A 21,572-nucleotide genomic window follows, 5' to 3' on the forward strand; every position below is an offset into this window, starting at 1 on the left:
AGAGAGACTGACCTATAACAGCTTACTGACCATCTGGCTTCTTGGCATTACGGCTACGGCCACGTGGTGCGGACGGCACTGCAGCCTCAGTACTGGCAGCTGGTTTGCGACGCGAGCGCGGAGCAGGCGCAGCAGCGACCTCCGTCTGCGGCGCAGCCACGGGGCTGGCCGCAGGCTTGCGTCGTCTGGCTGCCGGTTTGACCGGTTCAGCCTGCACTGCCGGACGCGGATCCACAGGTGGCGGCACTGCCACAGGCTTGCGTCGGCTTGTTGCCTTGCTGGCTGCAGGTGCCGTCTGCGGGACAGCAGTCACATTGTCCTGACGGCTGGCTGCATGCTTGCCATGCTGATTCCGACCACGTCCACCATGATTGGTCTGCTTGCGGGAAGATGGAGCAGCATGATTTGCGTGCCGCGGCTGCTCACGCTTGCCAGTAGGCGAAGCCAATGCAGGTTGTGCCGTATCACGCACCAGAGAGAAATCGACTTGGGCATTTTCCAGATTGGCACTGACCACTCTTACCGTCAGGGTATCCCCCAGGCGATAAGACATGCCGCTCTTCTCGCCTACAATGGCCTGGATGTCCTTGCGGAAGTGGAAATAGTCCTTGCCCAGCTCGGAAATATGCACCAAGCCCTCTACATAGACATCATCCAGCAGCACGAACACGCCAAAGCTGGTGACGGCACTGATCTTGCCCTGGAAAACCTCCCCAACCTTGTCCTGCATATAATAGGTTTTGAGCCAGGACTCGACATCACGGCTGGCATCGTCTGCCCGGCGTTCGGTCATTGAGCAATGCATGCCCAGTTGTGCCCATTTGCCCGGCTTGTACTTATTGCCCTGCAATACCGCTTTGATGGAGCGATGAACCAGCAGGTCGGGATAACGGCGAATTGGCGAAGTGAAATGGGTATAGGCATCGTAGGCCAAACCGAAGTGACCATTGTTGTCCGGCGTGTAAACCGCCTGCTGCATGGAACGCAGCAACATGGTCTGCAGTACCGGCGCATCTGGACGGCCATGAATCTGCTCGGCCAGCTTGGCATAATCTTTGGCTGTGGGCTTGTCATTCCCAGCCAGTGTCAGACCCACCAGCTGTAGGTAGTTACGCAGGATTTCCAGCTTTTCCGGCGTCGGACCTTCATGCACGCGATACAAGCATTTTTGCTTGCTCTTGAGCAAGAAGTCCGCAGCACAGACGTTGGCGGCCAACATGCATTCTTCAATCAGTCGATGTGCATCATTGCGCACCACCGGGACGATTTTGTCGATTTTGCCCTGATCATTGAAGATCATCTGGGTCTCGACCGAATCGAACTCAATGGCACCACGCTTGGCACGGGCAGCCAGTAGCACTTTGAACAAGCTATATAGTGTCTGGATGTTGGGCAGTAGCGGATTGTCCGTTCCATGCTGAATCCAGTCCCACACCTGAGTATAGGTAAGACGTGCCTTGGACAGCATGACCGCCGGGTAGAACTGGTAGCGTTTTACCTCACCTTTGCCGTTGATCTGCATATCGCACACCATGCACAAGCGCTCGACATCAGGATTCAAAGAGCAAATGCCGTTAGACAACGCTTCTGGCAACATGGGGATGACCCGGCGCGGGAAATAGACGGACGTACCCCGATCCAAAGCCTCCTGATCCAACGCATCGCCCGGCTGCACATAATGGCTGACATCAGCAATAGCCACGATCAGGCGGAAGCCCTTGCCCTGCTTCTCTGCATAGACGGCATCATCAAAGTCACGAGCAGTTTCGCCGTCAATGGTTACTAATGGCAGATGACGCAAGTCGACGCGATCGACGGTCAGGTCCTTCTTGCGGACCTTCTTGGGTGTAGCCTTGGCTTGCGCTACAACATCGATCGGGAATTCATGCGGCAAGGCATGCTTGCGCAAGGCAATCTCGATCTCCATACCCGGATCTGCATAATTGCCCAACACCTCCACCACCTGGCCGACTGGCTGACGATAGGCATCCGGATACTGCAGGATTTCCACCATCACCACCTGCCCATGCTTGGCATCACCCTGGCTGTCTGGCTCAATCAGAATTTCATGCCGGATACGGCGATCTTCCGGGGTGACAATCCAGACACCACGCTCCTGATGGATGCGACCGACAAGTTTGGTAACCGCATGATCCAGCACTTCAACAATCTTGCCTTCCTGGCGACCACGGCGATCCACACCGGAGGGGCGCACCAGCACCCGATCGCCATGCATGGCTTTTTTCATTTCACGTTCGGGCAGGAAAATATCCACCCCGCTGCCTTCTCCTTCATCGGGTAGGCCAAAACCAAAGCCATCACGATGACCGGAAACCTTGCACTTGATCAGGTCCAGCTTTTCAGCAGCACAGATTGCGCCTTTACGATTGATGATGAGCTGGCCTTCACGTTCCATGGCCAGCAAGCGGCGCTCAAAGAAGCCCAGTTCGGCATTCTTGATAGACAACAATACGGCCAGTTCTTCCGGGAACATTGGCACGCCATTTTGTTCCAGGAGTTGCAGAACAAACTCCCGGCTAGGTAAGGGATTGGAATATTTGAGTTTTTCTCGTTCCAAGAAGGGATCCTGCATACGCAGGGGAGTGTTTTTTTGTTTTTTTGCAGATTGGGCCATTGACACCCTCAGAAACTTGTTTATAATTCGCATCTCGTTGCAGCACTACAGCAACCGAATGATACAGCAAATGCAGTGCCCAGGTGGCGGAATTGGTAGACGCACTAGGTTCAGGTCCTAGCGCCCGCAAGGGTGTGGAAGTTCGAGTCTTCTCTTGGGCACCAACAAGCTGTATTGTATAGTGCTAAAATAAGTTGTAACGAAAAAATTTGGTTTGCCCAGGTGGCGGAATTGGTAGACGCACTAGGTTCAGGTCCTAGCGCCCGCAAGGGTGTGGAAGTTCGAGTCTTCTCTTGGGCACCAACAATTTTTAAAATCAGCAGGCATTGCTGGTTTGTAGTATGACAATTTGCTTTGCCCAGGTGGCGGAATTGGTAGACGCACTAGGTTCAGGTCCTAGCGCCCGCAAGGGTGTGGAAGTTCGAGTCTTCTCTTGGGCACCAATTAAAAGCCGTTGATCTCTGATCAGCGGCTTTTTCCATTTATGCATTTCTCGCTCAATTTTCTTGCACCTTGCCTTCCTCACCACGCATGGCCAGCGAAGCACCGGCATTGCGATCCAGCCTCCAGAAGAAGAATACGGAAAGCAGGGTCAGCCCCCCCATCACCACAAAAGACCATGCGAAGTCGCTGCTCTGCAAGACAATATGTCCCTGAACACCAGCTATCACCTGCAAGCTCATGGCCGCAAATGTGACACCAAAACCTGCGGCCAATTGCTGAGCCACGCTGGACAAGCTGGTTGCGTGACTCATTCTCACCTGCCCAATATCGGCAAAAGCAATCGCATTCAGGCTGGTAAATTGCAGTGAGCGCAGAAACCCGCCCAGAACGAACACCAGCAACATCATCCAGTGAGGCGTATCAGGGCGAAACAAACCATATGCAGCCATCGACAGGGCAACAAACACCGCGTTCCAGCTCAGTACACTCTTGAAGCCAAACCGCTCCAGCACTCGGGATACAATGGTTTTCATGAAGATGGCTCCCACCGCCGTGGAGCAAGTCAGCAAGCCTGACTCGAAGGGAGAATAGCCAAAACCCAGTTGCAACATCAAAGGCAGTAGAAAAGGAGTAGCGCCAATTCCCATACGGATGAGAAAGCCACCTAGCACACTGGCATGAAAGGTGGGGAGGCGTAGCAAAGACAAATCAAGCAGCGGCTCTTTCACGCGCCGGTAATGCAGTAGATAACCCAGCAGCATCATGGCCCCCAGCACACTGACGCCCAGAGACAACGTCGTTGACAGCATATGCTTGCCCTCGGTCGCCAATCCGAGCATCAGCAGAGACAGACCGACACCCGTCAATACAAAGCCGGTCTTATCCAGTGACGGTACATTCTCATCGCGCAGATTTTCGATATAACGTCCGGCCAGCAGCATGCCAAGAAAGCCAATCGGGATATTGATGAAGAAAATCCAGCGCCAGTGGAAATAAGTGGTGATGAAGCCCCCCAGTGGCGGGCCTATTACCGGCCCCAGCAGGGCTGGAATGGTCAGATAACTCAAGGCCCTCACCAGCTCATCCTTGCGTGTGGTACGCAAAATGACCAGGCGTCCGACAGGCACCATCATCGCCCCGCCTATCCCCTGAACGAAACGTGCCAGTACAAAAGACTCAAGCGAACCACTGAAGCCGCACAGGACTGAACCCACCATGAAAACCAGGATGGCCGAGCGGAAGATCCGTCGTGCACCGAAGCGGTCTGCCATCCAGCCACTGACTGGAATGAAAACGGCAAGACTCACCAGATAGGATGTCAGTGCCAGCTTGAGCGCCACCGGATCAACCAGCAAATCCTGCGCAATGGCCGGCAAGGAAGTGGAAATCACCGTGGCATCCATGTTTTCCATGAATAGCGCGGTGGCAATGATGAGCGGCGTCAGCATGCCGCTGGCAACAAGAAACTGCATGATGTGATGTGTACTGATGCAAGAACCGGATTTCAGTCTAACAGCTTGACCAAAATGGACAGCAAGGATGTTACTAACAAGTGTTGCGTACCGGTGAAATGCAACAGGGCAGCCCATGGCTGCCCTGCTTACCCTGCCAGCAGAATCAGTGCTGCGGCAGATTCAGCGCATTGCTCAGATCGCCCATCGGGGCTGCGCCATTGGCACGCAGGCCGGCATCACGCTCCAGCACTCCAGGCAGGGGTTGCAGCTCGAAACGCCGCGTCAGGAAGCGCAGGATGGAGCCGGTATCATACTGGGTGTGATCGACAAAGCCCTTGCGCGCATACGGCGAAATGATGATGGCAGGAATGCGGCTACCCGGCCCCCAGCGGTCACCTTGCGGGACCGGTGCATGGTCGTAGATGCCGCCGTTTTCATCGTAAGTCACCACAATCAGCATGTTCTTCCACTGCGGGCTTTGCTGCAGACGGGCAATCACTTGCGCAATGTGGGCGTCGCCATCGGCGACACTGGCGTAACCGGCGTGCTGGTTGACGTTGCCTTGTGGTTTATAGAATGACACTGTCGGTAGTGTGCCTGCTTGCGCAGCCTGCAAGAATTCTGCGTCAAAATCCTTCAGATGCGCATGACGGTTTGCCTGCCGGGTCTGCGGATCGAAATCTGCGTAATAGTTGAAAGGCTGATGATGTGGCTGGAAGTTTGGCGTACTGCCGTTGTAAATATTGCTGCGCGCAGCCAGTGCCGCATTCCAGCCACCGGCATACCATGCCCAGCTGACTCCCCTGGCGCTGAGCCTGTCGCCAATGGTGGGCCCGGTTTGCGTCGGCAACGTCGTGGCCTTGGCCTTATCGGCATACTGGCTGGCGCCATTGGCCGCTGGCGCATTGCCGCTGGGCTGATATAGCGGTTGCATGGTATTGACCGCATAGAACATGCCCTGCTTGTCTTTTGGTGTCAGGTTACCGTCGTTTTTGTAAGTTGCCTTGCCATCCAGAACAGATGCCTTGGCACCGGCAGCAGGGGTCAGGCGCAAGAAACGTCCCTGCGCATCGGTGTCGATGGCCGAGATGGAGTCGCGAGCCGGAGAATCAGCCGCATCGGCATGCGGATATTGTGGGGCGCAGGCACAAATCAGGTACTGGTGATTGAGGAAGGAACCACCAAAAGCACCCATGAAAAAGTTGTCTGCCAGCGTGTACTGACGCGCCAGCTTCCACAAGGCCATTTTGCTGCCATCGTAATAGCCCATGCTCAGACCGCCGGCATCGGAATAAGCGGCAAACTTGTCGTTGGCACCACCATTGATTTGCATCTGGTTGTTATAGAAGCGATGTACCAGATCTCGTGTTGTCACCTCCTGCGACACTACGGTGGCACTGCCTTGCACACCCTTGGGATCATCCAGCGGGAAAGGACGGTTTGGCCAACCCATGGTTTGCGACTGCGGCAAGGTGACGGCCTGTCCGGCAGCCGTCAGCCCGCCCCATGTCGGCGGCAGTACCGGCAGGACGGAACCATCGAAATCCTTCTGCGGCACATAGCTGCCACGGGAAGATGGATTTACCCCGGGAATGCCATTGGCGCTAGGGAAGAGGCCGTAAAGATTATCGAACGCGCGGTTTTCTGCAAAAATCACCACCACATTCTGAATGGCATCAAGGGAGCCAGTGGTCACCGGCGGTGTTGCCGGTATGCTGTTGCAGCCAGCAAGAGCAATTGCCAGTGCGATCGGGGCCAACAGGGGCTTGCAGTGCGTCATGTCCATTTCCTTATGCTGATACTGCTGATTTTGCCTTCACCTTGTTGCACGATGATGATGGATTAACAACCCAGAATATTTCGGCAGGCAAGGCACAAGCCACTGACCGGAGTAAGGGTGCCCCTGTCATCACACGGTGATGAAACTGCGTTATGTTGCAAGACTGCCATCGATGATCAATCGCCATGTATCACCGCCCCAACCGACTCCATCTATCTCTCTTGCTTGGTTTTATGCTTGTCTGCTGTCTTGGCGCGTGCAAGCAGGCCGGGATACAGCAACAGGCCAGTATGCGTCCAGGCATTTATGCGGTCAGCTCGCCACAAGAGGGCCAACAGCTAAGTGCGCTTGGACACCAGCTATTCTTTGAGCCTGCACTATCGGCAAGTGGCAAGCAATCGTGTGCCAGCTGCCACAGCCCGGAACATGCTTATGGCCCTCCGGATAGCCGGTCAGTTCAGTTTGGCGGTATTGATGGCAAACAGATGGGCAGTCGCGCAGTACCGTCATTGCGCTATTTGCAGACCGTACCGCCTTTTAGCGAGCACTTCCGCGACAACGATGGCAATGACAGCGAGGATGCAGGGCCGACCGGGGGCTTTACCTGGGATGGCCGTGCGGCCAGCACTCATGAGCAGGCACGCATTCCGCTGCTTGCGGCCAATGAAATGGCCAATGACAGTAGCGATCAAGTGATAAGGCAGCTACAAGCCAGTGCAAGTGCCAACGCCTTCATGGCGGTTTTCGGCAAGGATATCTTCCAGCGCCCGGCACAAGCCTTCGACAAACTGGTGCTGGCACTGGAGGTTTTCCAGCAAAACCCGGCAGATTTTTACCCATATAGCAGCAAATATGATGACTGGCTGCGGGGCAAGGCTGAGTTGAGCCATCAGGAGTTGCGCGGCTTGCAAGTATTCAACAGTCCGGACAAGGGCAACTGTGCAGCCTGTCATTTGAGTGAGCGGCAGTCCGATGGTGCCTTTCCGGCATTCAGCGACTTTGGCCTGATTGCGCTGGGTGTACCACGCAACCCGCAGCTTGCCCTCAACCATCAGCCGGAATATCACGACCTGGGCCTGTGCGGCCCGCTGCGTCAGGACATGCGCAAAGCAGAATATTGTGGCTTGTTCCGGACACCATCCTTACGTAATGTCGCAACGCGCAAGGTGTTTTTCCACAACGGAGTGCTCCATGACTTGCGCCAGGTTCTGGAGTTTTATGCCAGCCGCGATACCCAGCCGGAAAAATGGTACCCAGTCGCCAGCAATGGCCAGCCGGTAATGTTTGACGACTTGCCGACGGTTTATCATGGCAATATCAACCGCGAAGCCCCCTTTGGCGGAAAAAAGGGAGCGCCGCCAGCGCTTAACGCACAAGAAATCAGCGACTTGCTGGCTTTTCTGGGCACGCTGACGGATGCCGATGCCCACCCGGCCCGGAACGGGCAATAGGGCTGGAGCGCTTACACATCCAGGCGAGGCACATCCGTCTGACCCAGCATGGCAGCCAGCACATCCACCACCAGTTGGTGGTCCTCGCGTTGTGGCAAGCCTGACACCACAATCGAGCCGATGCACACACCGCCCTGCAGCAGCAGCGGAAATCCGCCGCCATGGGTAGCGTAATCTGCCAGGGGAAGTCCGTTCTTCTCCTGCAGGCTGGTTTGCTGGCGCTGGCAATCCAGACCGATGGCCAATGTGCTGCGTTCAAACTTCTGCACCACATTATGCTTGCGCCGTGCCCAATCCTCGTTATTGGCCGTGGCTCCCGGCATCAGGCACTGAAAGCGGCGGGTCTGGTTGAGAGTTAGCACAATCGCCAGTGCGGCACCGCGCCGTGTTGCCTCTTCGCGCAGGCGGCAACCCAGTTGCCACGCCGTTTCCGCATCGAATTGCTTGAATTGCAACAGGGCCTCCTGCTGCACAATGATCTGCAAATCCTGCTCGATACTCACAACACCTCCTCCGCCGTTACTTCACGTCCCAACGCGGCGCTACGCACGGCGCGCTCCAGCCATTCCATTACGGTGGCGGCCTCAGCGGCAGTCACCGGATTGCTGTCCTGCCCGCGTATGGCTGCTGCAACGCGCTGATAGTAACAACGATAGTCGCCAACCTGATTGGCCCATTGCGTGCCACGGCTCACATCACCTTCAGCCACGATCAACAGCCCTGGCAGGGGATCATACCCCCAGCCCTCCCCGCCCACAGCCTTACCCTGCTTCAGATCAGATTCCTGTGTATCCAGCCCATATTTGACATAGCTGGCCAGATCGCCATGCACGGCAAAGCGCGGGATGCCACCACTAACCAGGCATGAACCATGCAGTACCACATGGATAGACGGATAACGCAGCTGCACGTGGAAGTAATCCGTGGCTTTGGCACCCTGGCGCTGCGTGGCCAGATATGCACTAACGCCGAGAGGTTGCCCAAACAACTGCAAGGCCTGATCCAGTAGATGAGGGCCCAGGTCGTACCACAAACCGCTTCCGGCACCCCCCTGCTCGCGCCAGCGCTGGCGCACTTCTGGCCGGTAACGATCAAAATGCGAGGCAAACTGGCTGATCTGTCCCAAGCGGCCACTGGCCAGCAGCTGGCGCAAGGTCAGAAAATCAGCGTCCCAACGTCGATTATGGAAAACCGACAGCAATACCCCCTGCTGCTTTGCCAGCACATCCAGCTGTCTTGCCTCGCTTAGCGTGACGGTGAAGGGCTTATCGACCACCACATGCTTGCCAGCCAGCAGGGCAGCCTGTGCCTGTTCGAAGTGCAAATCATTGGGTGTGGCAATGACAATCAGGTCGACCGCTGTATCTTGCAAGGCCTGCTCCAGCGTTGGCCAGCAACGCGCCTGGGGCCAGTCAGTGGCCAGCTGTTCGGGCTTGCTGCTGACGATGCCATACAAGTGTAAATCCTGGCAGGCGTCAATCAACGGAGCATGGAAGGTTTTGCCGGCATAACCATAGCCGAGCAGCACAGCGTTCAGAGGTGTGGACATGTCTTTTCCGGGAGGAACCCATACTGGCGTATGGCTGGGTGACAAGAGACTGCACAGTCGATGTTAGCGCTATCTTGCCTGTATTCGCGCATAAAAAAAACCCACCGCCATGGGTGGGTTTTCTGGAGTGAACCGCAATTACAGTCCGTAGGGGTGGCGCAGCACGATGGTTTCTTCACGGTCAGGGCCGGTGGAAACGATATCGATCGGCGCACCGCATACTTCTTCGATACGCTTCAGGTAAGCCTGGGCGTTAGCCGGCAGGTCTTCCCAGCGCTTGGCACCAACCGTGGAGTCCGTCCAGCCCGGCATGGTTTCGTAGACCGGTTCGCACTTGGTAACCGCATCGGAACCGAAGGGCAGAATATCAATCTTCTTGCCATCCAGCATGTAGCCGGTGCACAGCTGGATTTCTTCCAAGCCATCCATCACGTCCAGCTTCATCACGCACAGGCCGGACACACCGTTGATCTGGATGGAGCGCTTCAACGCAGCGGCATCAAACCAGCCACAGCGACGCGGACGGCCAGTAACGGAACCGAATTCGTTACCGCGCTTGGCCAGGAAGGTACCGATTTCGTTTTCCTGCTCGCTCGGGAAGGGACCGGAACCCACGCGGGTGCAGTAGCCCTTTACGATACCCAGTACATAGTTCAGCATCTGCGGCGGTACGCCAGCGCCCGGTGCTGCGGCACCAGCCACGCAGTTGGAAGAGGTGACAAAGGGGTAGGTACCGTGGTCGATGTCCAGCAGCGTGCCTTGCGCACCTTCGAACAGGATGGGGATACCAGCCTTGTCCATGTCGTACAAGGTGCGGGATACGTCGGCCACCATCGGCTTGATGCGCTCGGCCAACTTCATGGTATTGGCCAGGATGTCTTCGTAGCTAACCGGTTCGGCCTTGAGCAGATTGGTCAGCAGGAAGTTGTAGTAATCAACGTTTTCCTTCAGCTTGCTGGCAAAGCGTTCCGGATTGAACAGGTCAATCACCTTCAGCGCACGACGGGCTACCTTGTCTTCATAGCAAGGGCCAATGCCACGGCCAGTGGTACCAATCTTGCCAGCGCCAAGGGAGGCTTCGCGCGCCTGGTCCAGCGCCACGTGGTAAGGCAGGATCAGCGGGCAGCCTTCAGCAATCTTCAGGCGGGCCGAGGCATTCACGCCAGCAGCTTCCAGCTCGTCGATTTCCTTCAGCAACGCTTCAGGCGACAGCACCACGCCATTACCGATAAAACATTCCACGCCTTCGCGCAGAATGCCGGACGGAATCAGGCGCAACACGGTTTTCTTGCCATTCACCACCAGGGTATGGCCCGCATTGTGACCACCCTGGAAACGTACCACAGCACGTGCGTGGTCGGTCAGCCAGTCAACGATCTTGCCCTTGCCTTCATCACCCCATTGGGTACCGATCACGACAACATTCTTGGACATTGGAAAAACCTCTTCTTCAGTCAAACTAAAAATCAGTTAAACGGGACGATCTGCCAGCCATCAGCGGCCGGAATCAGTTCACGGTTGCAGCCGATGGCTTCGGCTGATTCCCCCAGGTAATCAATGATCACCACTTCACCACCGGCACGCAGACGTTCGACTTCCGCTTGTGCGGCCGGCAAGTGGCGATTGGAAACGCGGATGCCCATGGCACTGCCGCGTTCCGGCAGAATCTGGATCAAATCACGCAGATCCAGACTGAAACCTGTAGCAGGACGGGCACGGCCAAAACGGCGGCCAACATTGTCGTAGCGGCCACCACGGGCCAGCTCTACCGCCCAGCCCGGAGCATAGGCGGCAAAAATCAAACCGGTATGGTAGTGCGTGCCACGCAGCTCGGACAGATCGAAGCTGATGGCAACACGGCCTTCAAAAGCACGGGCGATGGCAGAGAGCTGCATCAGTGCCAGTTCCACTTCCGGCAAGGACGGCAGACGAGTGCGCGCCTTTTCCAGTACCGCAGCCGGGCCATACAGTTCGGGTAGAGCCAGGAAGGCAGAGCGATAAGGTTCGGCCAGACCGGCAACTTGTTCGGCGATGCTAGCGGCATCCTTGTTCTGCAGCACGGCGAACAGTTCGCGCGTGGCCTGCGGCGACAGGCCGGCGGCATTGGCCAGACCACGGAAGATGGCGGTATGGCCAACGTCCAGACGCAGCTGCGGCACCTTGACCTGATCCAGCGTGGCGAGCATCAGCTCGATGATCTCGATGTCGGCCTCAATGCCGGCATAGCCGTACAGTTCGGCACCCACCTGCATCGGCTGGCGCGAGCTCATCAAACCGTTGGGGCGGGTATGCACCACACTACCGGCATAGCACAGCCGGGTAACACCGGTGCGATGACCCAGCAGATGGGCGTCGATGCGCGCCACCTGCGGCGTGATGTCGGCCCGCAGCCCAAGCTGATGACCAGACAGCTGGTCGTCCAGCTTGAAGGTTTTCAGATCCAGCGCGGTATCACCTTCGGCGATCAGCGAATCGACATATTCGATCAGCGGAGGCAGGACCAGTTCATAGCCTGCACAGCGGAATTGTTCCAGCATCGCCGCCTTGGCAGACTCCACCTGGCGGGCAGTAGCGGGCAGAATGTCCGCAATGTATTCGGGTAACAGCCAGTTACGCATATTCCGTTTTCGACAAATAAAAGGCGGGATTCATCACCCCGCCCTGTTTACGGCAAACTGGCCGGGGTGTCCGGCCAGTCATGAAAACTGATTGTAGAATCAAGACAACGCTTACTTGCCCTTGCTGGCAGCCTGCGGGTTCTTGAAGTACTTGAAGAACTCGCTGTTCGGATCCAGCACCATGACATCGCTCTTGTTCTTGAACGACTCCTTGTACGCATCCATGCTGCGCCAGAAGGCGTAGAACTCCGGACTGCGGCCATACGCTTCGGCATAAATCGCCGCTGCCTTGGCATCGCCCTCGCCCTTGCGCTGTTGCGCCTGGTTGTAGGCTTCAGCCAGAATCACGTCGCGCTGCTTTTCTGCTTCGGCACGGATGCGTTCGGCGTCGGCGGCACCTTCGCTGCGTAGCTGGCTGGCGACGGTACGACGCTCGGACTGCATGCGGTCATAGACAGAGCTGCTTATTTTATCCGGAAAATCGACACGTTTTAAGCGTACATCGAGAATTTCCACGCCTATTTTACGCGCATCTGCGTCAGCGCGCTTGCGAACCGTCTCCATTACCTCGTCGCGCTTGCCCGAAATCACATCAGCAACTGTCTTCTGGCCGAACTCGGCACGCAGGCCATCGTTGATGGTTTGCTTCAAGCGGGCCACTGCAGCAGCTTCCGAACCGACGCTCTTGTAGAACTGTTCAACATCGACAATGCGCCATTTTACATAGCTATCCACCAGCACGTTCTTCTTCTCGCGGGTGTTGAACAGCTCAGGGGCCTCGGCATCGATGGTCAGTACACGACTATCGAAATAGCGCACATTCTGCAGCAAGGGAATCTTGAACTGGATACCTGGCTGCTTGATGACACGTTCTACCTCACCAAACTGAAACACCATGGCGTACTGGCGTTGATCGACAGTAAACAGCGACAAGCTGGCGATGAACAGGATGGCAAGCACAGCAAGCAAGGTTGGCATGAGTTTCTGCATGTCAGCGCTCCCCGCCGAGAATGTCACGACTGCGACCGAAGTCACGGCCACTCTTGTTGTTGCGGACAGCCGGAGCCGACGGGACGGTTGCCGGTGCGGCGCTGGGTGCTGAAGCTGCAACGGAAGCGCCATTTGACGCAGCGGAAGTGGCAGCCTGAGTCAGTTTGTCCAGTGGCAGATAAAGCAGGCTGTTGCCGCCCTTCTGATCGACAATCACCTTGCTAGTGGAGCTCATCACTTGCTGCATCATGTCCAGATAAAGGCGGTCACGCATGACCTTGGGAGCCTTGTTGTATTCCGACAACACTTGCTTGAAACGCGAGGCATCGCCTTCAGCCTGCGACACGACTTTCTGTTGATACGCTTCGGCTTCCTGCTCCAGCCGGGCAGCCATCCCCTTGGCCTTGGGCACCACATCGTTGGCGTAGGCCAGGCCTTCGTTGCGCAGCTTGTCCTTGTCCTGACCTGCCTTGACCGCATCGTCAAAAGCAGCCAATACCTGCTCTGGCGGCTGCACCGCGTTGATGTTGACCTTGGCAATGCGTACGCCCAGGCCATAGCGATCCAGAATGTCCTGAATCACCTTTTGTGCTTCAGCTGCAATCTGCGCCCGGCCCTCATTGAGCACAAAATCCACCTTGTTGCGCCCGACCACTTCACGAATTGCAGTTTCCGTTGCCTGCTTGACGATATCGTTGGCATTGCGGTCTGCCGCAGCATTATTGAACAGGAAAGCCTTGGGGTCTTTAACGTCGTACTGCACCGACAATTGCACATCGATGATGTTCTGGTCTGCCGTCAGCATCAGAGATTCTTCCGGCACCTTGTTCTTGGCATTGCTGCGATAGCCCACTTCGACACTGCGCAGCTCGGTGAGGTTGACGATTTCCACTTTCTCAAAAGGATAAGGAGCATGCCACTGCAGGCCCGGGTCGGTTACCCGGCTGAAACTGCCCATGCGCAACACGACGCCCTGCTCTTTGGCATCCACTACATAAAAGCCGCTGCCCAGCCACAGTGCGGCCAGCACGCCGACCACCACCATGGCACCGCCCTTGAAGGCGGCCTTGGGTTCCGGGGATGGCTGGCCGCCAGCAGGAGGACGCGCGCCAAGCAATCGCGCCAGACGCTGGTTCAACTGGCGGAAAATTTCGTCTAGGTCCGGTGGGCCGTCACTGCCCTGACGCCCCCGGTTTGGATCATTCTGCGACATATTCGTCTTGTTCTTCGTGTTGGTTATCAGGTGACTGCAGACGTTCGGCAAGAGCTTCACGCAAGAGTTCCAACCCTTCTCCGGTGAGGGCGGACAACCGAACGGCCTGGATTTCATCCAGTTCATCACGCTCGATGGCTGCAGGCAACTGACGCAAATCGGTCTTGTTCCACACAATCAACTGCGGCACGGATTCTGCGCCGATTTCTGCCAGTACCTTGTTGACCTCTTCGATTTGCACATCGCGCAGTGGATTGGACGAGTCCACCACGTGCAGCAGCAAATCGGCCTGAATGGTTTCTTCCAGTGTGGCGCGGAAAGCAGCAACCAGGGTATGCGGTAAATCCCGGATAAAACCGACGGTATCGGAAACGATGACGGAGGTTTCCGTATTGAGAAACAGTTTGCGGCTGGTGGTATCCAGCGTGGCAAACAGCTGGTCGGCCGCATAGGCGCGTGCCTTGGTCAGCGCATTGAACAGGGTGGACTTGCCCGCATTGGTATAGCCGACAATGGAAACCGAGGCAATGCCGGTACGCAGCCGGCCACGCCGCTGGGTATTGCGCTGCTTTTGTACCTGCGCCAGCCTTTCCTTCAGCGCCTTGACCCGGTTTCCCAGCAGGCGGCGGTCGGTCTCCAGCTGACTTTCCCCCGGGCCACGCAAGCCGATACCACCCTTTTGCCGCTCCAGGTGGGTCCAGCCACGCACCAGCCGGGTGGCGATGTGCGACAACTGCGCCAGTTCCACCTGCAGCTTGCCTTCATGGCTGCGGGCACGCTGGGCAAAAATATCCAGAATCAGGCTGGTGCGGTCGATTACCCTGCACTGCAAGGCACGCTCCAGATTGCGTTCCTGCGCCGGCGACAGCTGATGGTTGAAGATCACCACATTGGCACCGGTTGCCCGCACCATCACGCCAACCTCTTCCACCTTGCCCTTGCCGGCAAACAGCGCGGCATCGGGCCGCTGACGCTTGCCCTGGATGATGCCGGTGACAGTGACATTGGCGGAGCGAACCAGCTCGGCACATTCGGCAACGTTTTCCTGATGATCCGGATCACCAAAATCCAGACAGACCAGCACAGCCTGGTCTCCAATATCGGGACGATCAAACACAGTATTCAAAACCGTAGAAGAAGGTTCTGCTGCAGCGGAACAGCACACTTGCAGCCGGACCTGGCATGAAAAAAGGCCGACAAACCGTGTCAGGATGACACAGCCTGGCGGCCCGTGGAGGATACAGCGCTCGGCCTGATCAGGCTTCTTGCTGATCCTGCTTCTGACCCGGATGTTCGTGCGGGATGTTTACCGGACGGGCCGGTACCACGGTGGAGATGGCGTGCTTGTATACCATCTGGGTCACCGTGTTTTTCAACAGCACGACGTATTGGTCAAAAGACTCGACCTGACCCTGCAGCTTGATGCCGTTAACCAGATAAATGGAAACCGGCACATGTTCCTTGCGCAGAATATTCAGGAACGGGTCTTGTAACATTTGCCCTTTAGAGCTCATTCGTTTTCTCCGAATCGTTGATTGTTGTATTAAGTAATCTTTTAAACCCGGCTGGCATGCTTATTTTTAGCAGAAAAAAACCCAGCCTACTATTTTTTACCACTCTTGCCCCAGCGCACTTCCTTCTCGCGCCCACGCAACTTTGACATCGGTTTGGGTTTGGCTCTGGATTTTTCCTTGGATACCTCGGTATCGAAGGGGTTTTCCGAGGTCTTGTACTGCACACGCAGCGGAGTGCCCTGCAGTTTGAACACCTTGCGGAAGGTATGTTCCAGATAACGCGTATAACTTGCCGGAATCGCATCCAGTGCATTGCCATGAATCACGATGATAGGCGGATTCATGCCACCTTGGTGAGCATAACGCATCTTGGGGCGCATCAGGCCTGAACGCGGCGGAGCCTGACGTTCTACTGCAACATTCAGTACCCGCGTCAGCTTCGGCGTGGCCAGCTTCACCATGGCTGCCTGATAGGCTTCATCGATGGATTTGAACAGATCAGCCACACCACGGCCTTCGATGGCCGAGATGTAGTGGAACTTGGCAAAGTCAAGGAAGCTGATCTTGCGGGCGATATCCCGCTTGATGGTTTCCTTTTGTTCGAAATCCAGGTTGTCCCACTTGTTGACCGCCACCACCAGCGCCCGGCCTGCCTCAAGGGCGAAACCGGCAATGGTGGCATCCTGCTCGGAAATATCCAGCTGCGCATCCAGCACCAATACCGCGACGTTGGCGTCTTCAATCGCCTTCATAGTCTTGATGACGGAAAACTTTTCGATGGCCTCGTTCACCTTGCCGCGACGCCGCACACCGGCAGTATCGATAATGGTGTATGTATGGCCTTCGCGCTCGAAATCAATATAGATACTGTCACGGGTAGTGCCGGCCTGGTCGAAGGCAATGACGCGCTCTTCACCCAGAATGGCATTCACCAGCGTGGACTTTCCCACATTGGGGCGGCCAATGACGGCAAATTTCGGATGATAGCGGTCTTCTTCTTCCACCTCCTCCGGGAAATCCTCCAGCACCATCTCCATCAGCTCGCGCACACCATCGCCGTGAGCAGCGGAAATCACCAGCGGCTGGCCCAATGCCAGTTCGTGGAATTCGGCACCGGCGATGGCATGACTGATGCCTTCGGCCTTGTTGACCACCAAAAAGACCGGTCGGTCGATCTGGCGCAGGCGGTTGGCAATAATCTTGTCCTGCGGGGTGATGCCGGTGCGACCATCCACCAGAAACACCACGGCATCGGCTTCATCCACGGCCTGCAGGGTCTGCTTGGCCATCTCGAACAGGATGCCTTCATCGACCACGGGTTCAAAACCACCGGTGTCCACCACCAGATACGGTTTTTCCCCCACACGACCATGGCCGTAGTGGCGATCGCGGGTCAGGCCGGGCTGGTCGGCGACCAGGGCGTCACGGCTGCGGGTGAGCCGGTTGAAAAGGGTCGACTTGCCCACATTGGGGCGGCCGACCAGCGCTACGGTTGGTTTCATGGTTACAGCTTTTACTCAATCGACAGCAGCGACAGGCGACCATTCTGCCCCTGCACCAGGGCAGAAGAGCCCAGGGAGACGGGCTGGGCGATGGTACCTTCGCTGCCTAGTTTCACACGGCCCACCAGACTGCCGTTCTCGTTGGACAGCAGGTGGCCATAGCCTTCGCCATCGATCACCAGAACAAAACGTCCGAGCATGGCGGGGCCAGATACATTACGGAATTTCAGTGCGTCGGTTTTCCACAGATTGCGACCGGTGGTGCGATCATACGCCCACACCGAACCATCCTCTGCAGTGACATACAGCTTGCCGGCATCCAGTGCCACACCACGGCTGGATGACAGCTCTCTTGCCCACATCAGGCTGCCGGTTTTGGCGTCGAAGCAGGCTACACGGCCCTGGTAGGCCACGCTGCAAACCTGGCCGCCATCGTAAACCGGGCGGCTGGTAATGTCGGTAATACGCTCAAGCTCGGTAGCACCGCGCGGGTTGGCAACCACGCCTTCCCACAGGGTATTGCCGTTGGCCGGGCTGATGATGTCGAGTTTGCCGCCAGGCAGACCAACCATGACAGCCTCATTACCCACAGCCTGCATCGAGCCGGTATTGCGCACTAGCAACTGCGGCTGCGTGCGTGCTACCGACCATTGCTGCTTGCCATCGGCCAGGCTAAAGCCCGTCAGACGGCCATCATTGCTGCGCACCACCACCATGCCTGCGGCCACTTGCGGGGCTTCCAGCGCCACGCTGGTGAGGGTTTGCTCCCACAACGTCTTGCCACTGCTACGCTCAACGGCAAGCAGTTTGCCGTCCTGGGTTCCAACAATCACGGTGTCGCCGGCAGCAGCTACGCCAGTGGACAGTTCACGCTTGAGGGAAACTTCGGTGCTGACGCGGCCGGACAGGGCATCCACAGTGCGGATGCGACCGGAAGCATCTGCAGAGACCACATTACCGTTGGTATACACCGGGGAAAAGGCATTGCCGGATGCAGCCTGCGACAGGCTCCACTTCACATTCAGGGCCTGGATGGGCTTGATGGCCGCCAGCGGTGTGGGTTTTGCAGCGGAAGAACTTTCAAACCAGCTGGCGCAGCCGGCCAGCAGGAACGAGGAAAGAACAGCAGTAACCAGCAATTGGCGGCGCATCAATTAACCTCCCAGTGCGTCGAGTTTGGTCTGAATGAACTGGCGGTTCGGCGATTCCCCCACCAGCTTGGCCAGGGCGGCCTTGTATGCATCACGCGCAGCAGCCTTGTCACCCTTACTAGCCTGCACATCGCCCTTCAAATCAAGGAACAGTGCATCAAATGCGCTAGGGTGGGCCTGACCAAGTTCTGCAATGGCGGCATCGTAATGCTTCTGATCCAACTGGATGGTCGCCAGACGCAGGTGCGCCACGGCAACCATGGACTCATCCTTCACATTCTGCACCACCCAGCCAAGCTGGGTCTGGGCTGTGGCCAGATCGTTCTTTTCAAACGCAAGCTTGGCAGCCAGCAAGGCGGCATCCGCGGCATAAGCCGTGCCGGCATAGTCGGACTGCAGCAATGCTGCTGCCGACTTCAGCTTGGCTACATCCTGCGACTGGGCAGCCTGCTCCACATCGGCAAACACCACGGCAGCCTTGCTGGCCTGCGCTGCCTGATAGTAGCCATAGCCTTTGTAACCCAGGTAAGCCACACTGATGGCCAGCACCGCACCACCAATCAGTTTGCCCCATTGTTGCCAGAAGGCTTTCATGGAGTCGATCTGTTCCTGTTCCTGCAAGTCGTACGCCATTGCGCACCCCCCTTATGTCAAGCCTTGATCACGGCAATGGTCGCGGCTACCTGGTCCAACGCCACGGTTTGCTGTGCCGCTTCGGCACGCATGGGCTTGACCACGGCCTGACCTGCCGCCATTTCGTTTTCTCCGATGATGACGGCAAATTCGGCACCGCTGCCATCGGCCTTTTTCATTTGCGACTTGAAGCTGCCTTCACCCAGGTGCTGGATGACGGACAGGCCGGCATGGCGCAACTGCTGCGCCAGTTTCATCGCATACATGGCTGCACCATCACCCTGCTGCACGATATAGACGTCCACGCTGCGTGCCGCTGGCAGCAGGCCCTTGTCCTGCAACAGCAGCAATACGCGCTCCAGGCCCATGCCAAAACCGATGCCCGGTGCAGGCTTGCCACCCAGTTGTTCAATCAGGCCATCGTAACGGCCACCGGCACATACCGTACCCTGCGCGCCCAGTTCGGTAGTCACCCACTCGAACACGGACTGATTGTAGTAATCGAGGCCACGTACCAGGCGCGGGTTTTCGACAAAGTCGATGCCCAGTGCGCCAATCATGGCCTTCCAACCTTCGTAATGGGCGCGAGAGGCCTCGCCCAGATAATCGGACAGGCGCGGCGCATTGTCAGCCATTTCCTGCAAAGCCGGATTTTTGGTATCCAGCACGCGCAGCGGATTGGTGTACAGGCGGCGCTTGCCGTCTTCATCCAGAATGTCGACAAAGCCTTCCAGATAGCTGATCAGCGCCTTGCGGTGTGCTGCACGTTCTTCGGCATTGCCCAGCGAGTTGATTTCCAGACGTACGTACTGGCTCAGACCCAGGCGCTGCCACAGGTCGGCGGTCATGGCGATGATTTCGGCATCGATGTCCGGGCCGGCAAATCCCAGGGCTTCGATACCCATCTGGTGGAACTGGCGATAGCGGCCTTTTTGCGGCTTTTCGTGGCGGAACATCGGGCCCATGTACCACAGCTTCTGCGTGGTGTTGTACAGCAGGGTGTGTTCCACCACCGCGCGCAGCGTGCCAGCCGTGCCCTCTGGACGCAGGGTCAGGCTGTCGCCATTGAGGCTGTCGACAAAGGTGTACATTTCCTTTTCGACCACATCGGTCACTTCGCCAATGGCCCGCACAAACAGGGGTGTGGTTTCCACAATCGGGGTGCGGATGTTCTGATAGCCATAGTCGGCCAGCAGCTTGCGCAGTACGCCTTCAAAGTATTCCCATTGGTACGACTCGGCGGGCAGTACATCATTCATGCCCTTGATTGCCTGCAATTTTTGCGCCATGTGATATTTTTTCTTGCTATTCGGTTGATCTTGCCAGTCTGTAGCTGCCTGCGCTCAGCGCTGCGGCAGGATGGGAATGGTGCGCGCAGCCGGCGTTTCCCGGCGCTTGCTGCCACCTTCACCAAAACGGCTGTGAACATAGTTGTCCACCAGCGCCTTGAATTCCGCCGCGATATTGTCGCCCTTCAGGGTGACATCCTTCTGGCCATCCACATAAACCGGAGCTACCGGAACCTCACCCGTACCGGGCAGGGAAATGCCGATATCAGCCAGCTTGCTCTCGCCAGGGCCATTCACCACACAGCCCATCACCGCCACCTTCATGTCTTCCACTCCCGGATACTGCAAGCGCCAGATGGGCATCTGCTCGCGCAGATAGCTCTGGATCTGGTCGGCCAGCTCCTGGAAGAAGGTGCTGGTGGTACGGCCACAACCGGGGCAGGCGGTAACCAGCGGGGTGAAGCTTCGCAGCCCCATGGTTTGCAACAGTTCCTGCGCCACCACAACTTCTTTGGTACGCGCTTCGCCCGGCTGCGGGGTCAGCGAGATGCGAATGGTATCGCCAATGCCTTCTTGCAGCAGGATGGCCAGTGCGGCGGATGAAGCCACAATGCCCTTGCTGCCCATGCCGGCTTCAGTCAGGCCCAGATGCAGCGGAAAATCGCAGCGGCTGCCCAGATCACGATAAACGGTGATCAGGTCCTGCACATTGCTGACCTTGCACGACAGCAGGATGTTGTCCGCCGGCAGGCCCAGTTCCATCGCCTTGTCGGCGGATTCCAGTGCCGACACGATCAGCGCTTCGCGCATCACCAGTTCCAGCGGCAAGGGCTGCGGTTTGCGATTGTTGGCATCCAGCATACGTGCCAGCAGCGCCTGATCCAGGCTGCCCCAGTTCACACCGATGCGCACCGGCTTGTCCAGCTCGGCTGCGGTACGGATCATGTAGGCAAACTTTTCGTCGCCCTTGGAACCCTTGCCGACATTACCCGGGTTGATGCGGTACTTGGCCAGCGCACGGGCACAGTCCGGGTACTCCTTCAGCAGGCGCTCGCCATTGAAATGGAAATCGCCCACCAGCGGGACATCACAGCCCATATCGTCCAGGCGTTGGCGGATTTCCGCCACGCGCGCAGCTGCTTCCGGCGAATTGACCGTGATGCGTACCAGCTCGGAGCCGGCCTGGGACAACTGGTAAACCTGTTCTACGGTGGCGATGGCATCTGCCGTGTCGGTATTGGTCATGGACTGCACCACAACCGGTGCATCCGAGCCAACCATGACATGCCCCACACGTACCTGACGGGTGGGGCGTCGCGCGATATTCACGCTATTCATGCAACAATCCG

At 57.2% G+C, this 21,572-nt stretch carries 17 protein-coding genes and 3 tRNA genes; 4 read left to right on the forward strand and 16 right to left on the reverse strand.

What is annotated here, in order from left to right; translation table 11 throughout:
* Positions 1 to 22: 22 nt before the first annotated feature.
* Positions 23 to 2,635 (reverse strand): ribonuclease R, encoded by a 2,613-nt coding sequence (rnr, locus tag GSR16_RS14850; RefSeq protein WP_159878702.1) that lies wholly within the window; start codon positions 2,633 to 2,635, stop codon positions 23 to 25.
* 77 nt (positions 2,636 to 2,712) lie between these two features.
* Here rnr and GSR16_RS14855 point away from each other — a divergent pair.
* The 3 genes from GSR16_RS14855 to GSR16_RS14865 all read left to right on the forward strand — a co-directional run bounded on the left by GSR16_RS14855 (position 2,713) and on the right by GSR16_RS14865 (position 3,078).
* Positions 2,713 to 2,799 (forward strand) — tRNA-Leu (locus GSR16_RS14855).
* Between the two features lie 52 nt (positions 2,800 to 2,851).
* A tRNA-Leu gene (locus GSR16_RS14860) sits at positions 2,852 to 2,938 on the forward strand.
* Between the two features lie 53 nt (positions 2,939 to 2,991).
* A tRNA-Leu gene (locus tag GSR16_RS14865) sits at positions 2,992 to 3,078 on the forward strand.
* Positions 3,079 to 3,132: 54 nt separating this feature from the next.
* Here the strand turns inward: GSR16_RS14865 and GSR16_RS14870 are convergent.
* Complete coding sequence (locus GSR16_RS14870; RefSeq protein WP_240902501.1) at positions 3,133 to 4,551, reverse strand: DHA2 family efflux MFS transporter permease subunit; 1,419 nt, start codon at positions 4,549 to 4,551, stop codon at positions 3,133 to 3,135.
* A 145-nt stretch (positions 4,552 to 4,696) separates the two neighbouring features.
* Positions 4,697 to 6,313, reverse strand: a complete 1,617-nt coding sequence (gene acpA / locus GSR16_RS14875; RefSeq protein WP_159878704.1) for an acid phosphatase — start codon at positions 6,311 to 6,313, stop codon at positions 4,697 to 4,699.
* Between the two features lie 290 nt (positions 6,314 to 6,603).
* On the opposite strand from acpA, the gene GSR16_RS14880 reads away from it, so the two are divergent.
* Positions 6,604 to 7,764, forward strand: a complete 1,161-nt coding sequence (locus GSR16_RS14880; RefSeq protein ID WP_240902502.1) for a cytochrome-c peroxidase — start codon at positions 6,604 to 6,606, stop codon at positions 7,762 to 7,764.
* Between the two features lie 11 nt (positions 7,765 to 7,775).
* Here GSR16_RS14880 and GSR16_RS14885 read toward each other — a convergent pair whose 3' ends face one another.
* The 13 genes from GSR16_RS14885 to ispG all read right to left on the reverse strand — a co-directional run bounded on the left by GSR16_RS14885 (position 7,776) and on the right by ispG (position 21,561).
* Positions 7,776 to 8,267 carry a heme-degrading domain-containing protein gene (locus GSR16_RS14885; RefSeq protein ID WP_159878708.1) on the reverse strand — a complete coding sequence of 164 codons (492 nt, stop codon included), beginning with the start codon at positions 8,265 to 8,267 and terminating at the stop codon, positions 7,776 to 7,778.
* Positions 8,264 to 9,313 (reverse strand): oxidoreductase, encoded by a 1,050-nt coding sequence (locus GSR16_RS14890; protein WP_159878710.1) that lies wholly within the window; start codon positions 9,311 to 9,313, stop codon positions 8,264 to 8,266. The genes GSR16_RS14885 and GSR16_RS14890 overlap by 4 nt, the downstream gene beginning before the upstream one ends.
* Positions 9,314 to 9,451: 138 nt before the next feature.
* Positions 9,452 to 10,747 (reverse strand): adenylosuccinate synthase, encoded by a 1,296-nt coding sequence (locus GSR16_RS14895; protein ID WP_159878712.1) that lies wholly within the window; start codon positions 10,745 to 10,747, stop codon positions 9,452 to 9,454.
* A 32-nt stretch (positions 10,748 to 10,779) separates the two neighbouring features.
* Positions 10,780 to 11,931 (reverse strand): ATP phosphoribosyltransferase regulatory subunit, encoded by a 1,152-nt coding sequence (locus tag GSR16_RS14900; RefSeq protein ID WP_159878714.1) that lies wholly within the window; start codon positions 11,929 to 11,931, stop codon positions 10,780 to 10,782.
* Between the two features lie 111 nt (positions 11,932 to 12,042).
* The gene (gene hflC, locus GSR16_RS14905; protein WP_159878716.1) at positions 12,043 to 12,921 is read right to left on the reverse strand and encodes a protease modulator HflC; all 879 of its coding nucleotides are present in this window, start codon (positions 12,919 to 12,921) and stop codon (positions 12,043 to 12,045) included.
* A 1-nt stretch (position 12,922) separates the two neighbouring features.
* Entirely contained in the window at positions 12,923 to 14,134 is a 1,212-nt protein-coding gene (gene hflK, locus GSR16_RS14910) for an FtsH protease activity modulator HflK (RefSeq protein ID WP_159878718.1), read from the reverse strand.
* Positions 14,121 to 15,251: a ribosome rescue GTPase HflX gene (gene hflX / locus GSR16_RS14915; RefSeq protein WP_159878720.1), complete on the reverse strand. Its 1,131-nt coding sequence runs from the start codon at positions 15,249 to 15,251 to the stop codon at positions 14,121 to 14,123. The genes hflK and hflX overlap by 14 nt, the downstream gene beginning before the upstream one ends.
* Positions 15,252 to 15,390: 139 nt before the next feature.
* The gene (hfq, locus tag GSR16_RS14920) at positions 15,391 to 15,648 is read right to left on the reverse strand and encodes an RNA chaperone Hfq (RefSeq protein ID WP_159878722.1); all 258 of its coding nucleotides are present in this window, start codon (positions 15,646 to 15,648) and stop codon (positions 15,391 to 15,393) included.
* Between the two features lie 89 nt (positions 15,649 to 15,737).
* Positions 15,738 to 17,150, reverse strand: a complete 1,413-nt coding sequence (gene der, locus GSR16_RS14925) for a ribosome biogenesis GTPase Der (protein ID WP_159878724.1) — start codon at positions 17,148 to 17,150, stop codon at positions 15,738 to 15,740.
* Positions 17,151 to 17,161: 11 nt separating this feature from the next.
* Positions 17,162 to 18,301 carry an outer membrane protein assembly factor BamB gene (gene bamB / locus GSR16_RS14930; protein WP_159878726.1) on the reverse strand — a complete coding sequence of 380 codons (1,140 nt, stop codon included), beginning with the start codon at positions 18,299 to 18,301 and terminating at the stop codon, positions 17,162 to 17,164.
* Positions 18,302 to 18,304: 3 nt separating this feature from the next.
* Positions 18,305 to 18,934, reverse strand: coding sequence for a YfgM family protein (locus GSR16_RS14935; protein WP_159878728.1), 630 nt, complete (start codon positions 18,932 to 18,934; stop codon positions 18,305 to 18,307).
* 17 nt (positions 18,935 to 18,951) lie between these two features.
* Positions 18,952 to 20,223, reverse strand: a complete 1,272-nt coding sequence (gene hisS, locus GSR16_RS14940) for a histidine--tRNA ligase (RefSeq protein WP_159878730.1) — start codon at positions 20,221 to 20,223, stop codon at positions 18,952 to 18,954.
* A gap of 54 nt (positions 20,224 to 20,277) precedes the next feature.
* Positions 20,278 to 21,561, reverse strand: coding sequence for a flavodoxin-dependent (E)-4-hydroxy-3-methylbut-2-enyl-diphosphate synthase (gene ispG / locus GSR16_RS14945; protein WP_159878732.1), 1,284 nt, complete (start codon positions 21,559 to 21,561; stop codon positions 20,278 to 20,280).
* Positions 21,562 to 21,572: the final 11 nt, after the last annotated feature.

It is taken from the genome of Aquitalea denitrificans, assembly GCF_009856625.1.
In the GTDB taxonomy this organism is placed as follows: Bacteria; Pseudomonadota; Gammaproteobacteria; order Burkholderiales; family Chromobacteriaceae; genus Aquitalea; species Aquitalea denitrificans.

Bases quoted from the DNA above. Each gene is read 5' to 3' on its own strand.
- GSR16_RS14870 (WP_240902501.1), bottom strand. From the start codon at position 4,551: ATGCAGTTTCTTGTTGCCAGCGGCATGCTGACGCCGCTCATCATTGCC.
- bamB (WP_159878726.1), bottom strand. From the start codon at position 18,301: ATGCGCCGCCAATTGCTGGTTACTGCTGTTCTTTCCTCGTTCCTGCTG.
- GSR16_RS14890 (WP_159878710.1), bottom strand. From the start codon at position 9,313: ATGTCCACACCTCTGAACGCTGTGCTGCTCGGCTATGGTTATGCCGGC.
- GSR16_RS14900 (WP_159878714.1), bottom strand. From the start codon at position 11,931: ATGCGTAACTGGCTGTTACCCGAATACATTGCGGACATTCTGCCCGCT.
- hflC (WP_159878716.1), bottom strand. From the start codon at position 12,921: ATGCAGAAACTCATGCCAACCTTGCTTGCTGTGCTTGCCATCCTGTTC.
- hfq (WP_159878722.1), bottom strand. From the start codon at position 15,648: ATGAGCTCTAAAGGGCAAATGTTACAAGACCCGTTCCTGAATATTCTG.
- hflK (WP_159878718.1), bottom strand. From the start codon at position 14,134: ATGTCGCAGAATGATCCAAACCGGGGGCGTCAGGGCAGTGACGGCCCA.
- der (WP_159878724.1), bottom strand. From the start codon at position 17,150: ATGAAACCAACCGTAGCGCTGGTCGGCCGCCCCAATGTGGGCAAGTCG.
- rnr (WP_159878702.1), bottom strand. From the start codon at position 2,635: ATGGCCCAATCTGCAAAAAAACAAAAAAACACTCCCCTGCGTATGCAG.
- GSR16_RS14935 (WP_159878728.1), bottom strand. From the start codon at position 18,934: ATGGCGTACGACTTGCAGGAACAGGAACAGATCGACTCCATGAAAGCC.
- GSR16_RS14880 (WP_240902502.1), top strand. From the start codon at position 6,604: ATGCGTCCAGGCATTTATGCGGTCAGCTCGCCACAAGAGGGCCAACAG.
- acpA (WP_159878704.1), bottom strand. From the start codon at position 6,313: ATGACGCACTGCAAGCCCCTGTTGGCCCCGATCGCACTGGCAATTGCT.
- hisS (WP_159878730.1), bottom strand. From the start codon at position 20,223: ATGGCGCAAAAATTGCAGGCAATCAAGGGCATGAATGATGTACTGCCC.
- GSR16_RS14895 (WP_159878712.1), bottom strand. From the start codon at position 10,747: ATGTCCAAGAATGTTGTCGTGATCGGTACCCAATGGGGTGATGAAGGC.
- ispG (WP_159878732.1), bottom strand. From the start codon at position 21,561: ATGAATAGCGTGAATATCGCGCGACGCCCCACCCGTCAGGTACGTGTG.